Here is a 1,400-nt window from a genome sequence, read left to right on the forward strand (position 1 = left end):
GGCTGGCCAAAGATTGGGAGTGCCTGAACCGCACCGGCCTCGCTTTCCTGCGCTGGGCCTCCGTGCGCCTCATGCTGCGAAGGCTCTGCCAGACAACAACATGATCCCGGACGGACACTGATGGGCAGAACTGCTCGGGACGCCATCATCATCAATACGCATTACGCGCCGTGGGATATGGCGGGATCTAAATTCACCCTGTCAGATATCGTCGAGCATGAGGGCTTGCCTGGGCGCTGGTACTTCGAGCACGATCTTGATCCGGGTCAGGAACTCGACCAGCTCAAATGGGCATCCTGGGAAAACAGGCAGTCATTTTGGCCTGTGAAGGAAGCGCTGCTTCATTACATTAGGGAGGCCGGCTTCAATCTTGTCTTTGAGCAATACGATCAGGTCGGCGATGCGATCTTTGATGGCATGACTTCGCAAGCATACAAAGAGAACCACCGCAGCGTTTTTGTCGGAGTCAGGACTGCCCCGTAGGATTGTCTTCCGTCAATACAAACTCACAAGCCGCCTTCGGGCGGCTTGTCCGTGCTCAACGATGGTTGGTGCCCTCGCAGTTCTGCCGTCTTGCATCCCCGACACCGGGCTCATGACGTGCTGATCATGTCTCGCCTCGCGCCGGTGGCCCTCCGGGCCTTGGCTTCGCGGCATGGGCCGCGGCGCGCCTTCGCGTGCCCGGCTTGCTCTGCCTGCGGGCCTTAGGTCGGGACGTCACGTACCAAGTATAAAGGCTGCAAGATCTGAAAAACTACTCGAGAAATAGCCGGACTGGTCCCAATATATAGCGCAATAAAGCGGCCTGACCTGGCCATGCTGGGCCGATGTCGTGCGCTTGTATCTTGAGCCCCATTGATTGTCCTTTGCCTTCCACCCGGCGCGTTTCTCATCCCAGCCACGGCGACGCCTGGGACGCCCTGGCTGATCTTGATATGTCTGCCTTCGCCGTCGGGGCGGAACTGGAGGCCATAGGCGACGAGCGGGCTGGGGGCGTAGCGCCGCAGCCACAAGCCGGACCTCTCCTTGCGGCGCCGCCTGATCAGGTTGATCTGGGTTCTGACCTTCGGCGGCATGCGGACACCTCGAAAAACCCCTGGCACCGACGCCGGCTGACCTGATTCGCTTCGGCTGATGATGGCGGAGGCGCGGATGGCGGGACAGCTTGGCTTCTTCGATGCGGAGGATCGGCTGCGCTGGCTGTTGGCCTCAGGTGACCCGTTGGAGCGTCTGCGCAGCGTGGTGGACTTCGAGGTCTTCCGCGCCGAGCTGGAGGCGGCGGAGCTACGCGGGAAACTGGGTGACGGCCAGCCGATCAGGCGGCGGTCTGTGCTGGCGTCTCCTTGACCTCGACGCCATTGCGGAACCTGACACCCTGGATGACCTTCGGCAACTGGTTC

2 protein-coding genes and 1 pseudogene are annotated in these 1,400 nt (G+C 61.1%); all 3 read left to right on the forward strand.

Annotation, left to right across the window (positions count from 1 at the left end; all coding sequences use genetic code 11):
* Window positions 1–104, forward strand: a pseudogene (locus LHA35_RS28230) (IS5/IS1182 family transposase); the annotation flags it as partial.
* A 16-nt stretch (window positions 105–120) separates the two neighbouring features.
* Entirely contained in the window at window positions 121–483 is a 363-nt protein-coding gene (locus LHA35_RS28235) for a hypothetical protein (protein WP_226615119.1), read from the forward strand.
* Window positions 484–1,152: 669 nt separating this feature from the next.
* Window positions 1,153–1,347, forward strand: a complete 195-nt coding sequence (locus tag LHA35_RS28240; protein ID WP_226615130.1) for a hypothetical protein — start codon at window positions 1,153–1,155, stop codon at window positions 1,345–1,347.
* Window positions 1,348–1,400: the final 53 nt, after the last annotated feature.

Origin of the sequence: Roseicella aerolata (genome assembly GCF_020523605.1) — a bacterium.
Classification (GTDB): Bacteria; Pseudomonadota; Alphaproteobacteria; order Acetobacterales; family Acetobacteraceae; genus Paracraurococcus; species Paracraurococcus aerolatus.

Bases quoted from the DNA above. Each gene is read 5' to 3' on its own strand.
- LHA35_RS28235 (WP_226615119.1), top strand. From the start codon at position 121: ATGGGCAGAACTGCTCGGGACGCCATCATCATCAATACGCATTACGCG.
- LHA35_RS28240 (WP_226615130.1), top strand. From the start codon at position 1,153: ATGGCGGGACAGCTTGGCTTCTTCGATGCGGAGGATCGGCTGCGCTGG.